The organism is Paenisporosarcina sp. P4_E4_2 (assembly GCF_056401595.1).
Genome location: NZ_JBFUJC010000391.1, coordinates 1 through 2,715, shown reverse-complemented (window position 1 = coordinate 2,715; position 2,715 = coordinate 1). Strand labels below are relative to the sequence as shown.

Annotated in this window: 2 protein-coding genes; one reads left to right on the top strand and one right to left on the bottom strand. The window is 42.4% G+C overall.

The window, feature by feature from the left end; genetic code table 11:
• Positions 1-248: 248 nt before the first annotated feature.
• Entirely contained in the window at positions 249-1,814 is a 1,566-nt protein-coding gene (locus tag AC1DSB_RS17585; RefSeq protein WP_477587236.1) for a GNAT family N-acetyltransferase, read from the top strand.
• A gap of 2 nt (positions 1,815-1,816) precedes the next feature.
• On the opposite strand, the gene AC1DSB_RS17580 is transcribed toward AC1DSB_RS17585, so the two are convergent.
• Positions 1,817-2,715: helix-turn-helix domain-containing protein (locus tag AC1DSB_RS17580; protein ID WP_477587235.1), on the bottom strand; the 899-nt coding region annotated here is incomplete at its 5' end.

Sequence of the window (2,715 nt, the reverse complement as noted above, 5' to 3'; positions counted from 1 at the left end):
AACTTAGAAACGACCGTATCGTCTGAAAAAACGGGCAGGGTTGAAGTTGCCCCGTTACCGATGAACGTGGAAGAAAAGGATTCAAACAACCATAAGAATTTGTGAATAAGGGCCGTGCAAAGGATATGCACAGCCCATCTTTTTTTTGAGCATGGGGGTTTTAAAGGGAACTGTATAAAATTTCTTTAAAATGACAGAACTTCCAGTCCCCTAAAACGTCCAATTTAATAAAGTGGAAGGTGCATGCAATGTATTGGTGTAAAATCGCTCGAACAGAGAAAGAATTTGAGGCAATAGCTAAACTGAATTATGAAACATTCGTAGAGGAGATACCTCAGCATGAACACCATCCGAGTGGCAAACGTACAGACGAATTCCATGCTGAGAATACATATTTAATCGTACTGAAAAACCAAGAACTAGTGGGAATGATTGCACTTCGTGATGAACGCCCATTTTCCCTGGACCGCAAAATGGGACCGGTAGAACATGGGCTTCCTGAAGAAGCGTTGGACGGCAAATTATGTGAAATACGATTGCTTTCGGTCCGCAAAGATCATCGGAACGGTCGTGTATTTTTCATGCTGGCACGTGCATTGGCTGACCATGCCTATGAAAAAGGCTATGGGGCAGCGGTCATTTCAGGAACCGTCCGGGAATTAAAACTTTACGACCAACTCGGTTTCAAAGCGTTTGGAAAACCTGTAGGAAGTGGGGAAGCCGTTTTTGTCCCCATGTATTTGACTAAACAGCATTATGAACAATCGGTTGCTGCTCGCTTTCAAAGCAAGCGCTATACTTTCTATCCGGGTCCGAATGAATTAAGTGTGGAAATGAAAAAAGTTTTTCAGCGCTCACCGATCTCCCATCGGTCATATCAATTTGAAGCGTCTCTGAAACGGGTACGGACCATGCTCTTGGAAATGGCAGGGGCATCACATGTTCATTTGCTGGCAGGAAGCGGGACACTTGCCAATGAAGCCATGATCGCCCAAATTACACAGCTCGAATCCAAAGGGGTAATTTTGGTTAATGGTGCATTTGGGGAACGTTTGAAACAACAGGCTCAAAGATGGGGTCTGGCGTACGACACTATAGAAATGGAGTGGGGAGAGCCATTCGATTATTCAGAAGTGGAACATCATTTGAAGTCTGGTATGTACGGATGGATTTTACTGACACATGGGGAAACCTCCACAGGGATGCTGAATGATGTGGCTCCGATTAAGAAACTTTGTAATGAACTTGGAATCAAGGTGTGTATGGATTGTGTCAGTTCGTTCGGCGCAGTTCGCTTTCAGCTTAAAAACATCTACTTGGCATCGGGTGTAAGTGGGAAAGCAATCGGTTCGATGTCTGGAATGGCAATGGTTTTTTCAAATCACATAATCGAAGAATCACACACCATTCCAACATATTTGGATCTGGGGTGTTATTCGAATGGTCAAATCCCATTCACTTATTCTTCTCAAATGCTTGCAAGCCTTGAGATTGCGTTGGGTGCATACAGGCAAAATGAACGTTATGACTTGTTAAATACCCGCTATCAAACGCTTTTAATGGCGGAAACCAACAAAGAGCTTGAATTTTTGACTGGGCAGGGCTATCCAATGATTGTGACCCTCAAAGTTCCGTCGAAAACGGAGTACCTTGTCAAGGATGCGAGACTTTCTGGATTTGATCTTCATGCTCAAAGTGAATATTTGAAGCAAAGAAAGTGGGCCCAACTGTCACTCATTCRGCCAGATTTTGAAGAAGCTTTCGAGAAATTCCTATTGTGGCTTCATCATTACAAAGCATATGAAAAGCAGTGAACTCAGAAGGAGTCACTGCTTTTTAGCAAGTCGTTATACGTATGGAGAATAAACGTTTTATATGGTGTTTCGGGTAACGGTAGAATCAAGTCATGACCAATCTTGGCTTCATTCACCGCTTTTTCTTTATCACCAAGTTTAGCGTAGCATTTCGCACGATAGGCATGAACCTCATAACTCATTGATAAATCAAGTGGGTGATGGGAATAGTCGGGCACTTTATATTGGTTTAGTAGCGTCAGCGCTTTATTGATTTGACCCAGCCCGAATAATGATTTTCCTTTTTCGAGCAGGTAGTGGTTGGTATCCTCTGTATTCTTATACAGTTCTTTTCCGAGTTCTAGAAAATGTTCGATATGGGTCAGCGCTTTATCGTACTCATGTGCATAGGAGTTGTAATAATGTGCTTCCAGTAATTCTGCCATGGCTGTGGAATAAAGATTTTCTGCGAATTCTCCGTATTGTCTGACCTTGCGGAGATAGTATTCACGGTCCGCATCGTTTCCGTTGATAATGGCCTGGGCTCCAGCCAATCGATATAAATCGTCGATGCGGTAAAAAATTCGTTCTTCTTTTGAGTAAGATAAGGCTTCATTCATTTTCAACTGGGATTCTTCATATTTGCCAACTGCCGAATATAAAATGGATTCAATGTACATGTAGTCAAGGGTGGTCACGGCATCCAGTTTGATAGCGGGTGAATCAAAACGGGCATGTTCTTCCAAAATAATCGACAAGGCTTCTTCGTAAGCGTGTTGGTTGAACTTGATTAACCCTTTAAACATCGCTAGCGATGCCCACTGATTGTATAGATGCAATTGCTCGTAAAGTTTCATTGCCTGATTATAGTAAGTTTCCCAATCATCACGTTTTAAATAGTAGCCGCATTTACTGTAAATCT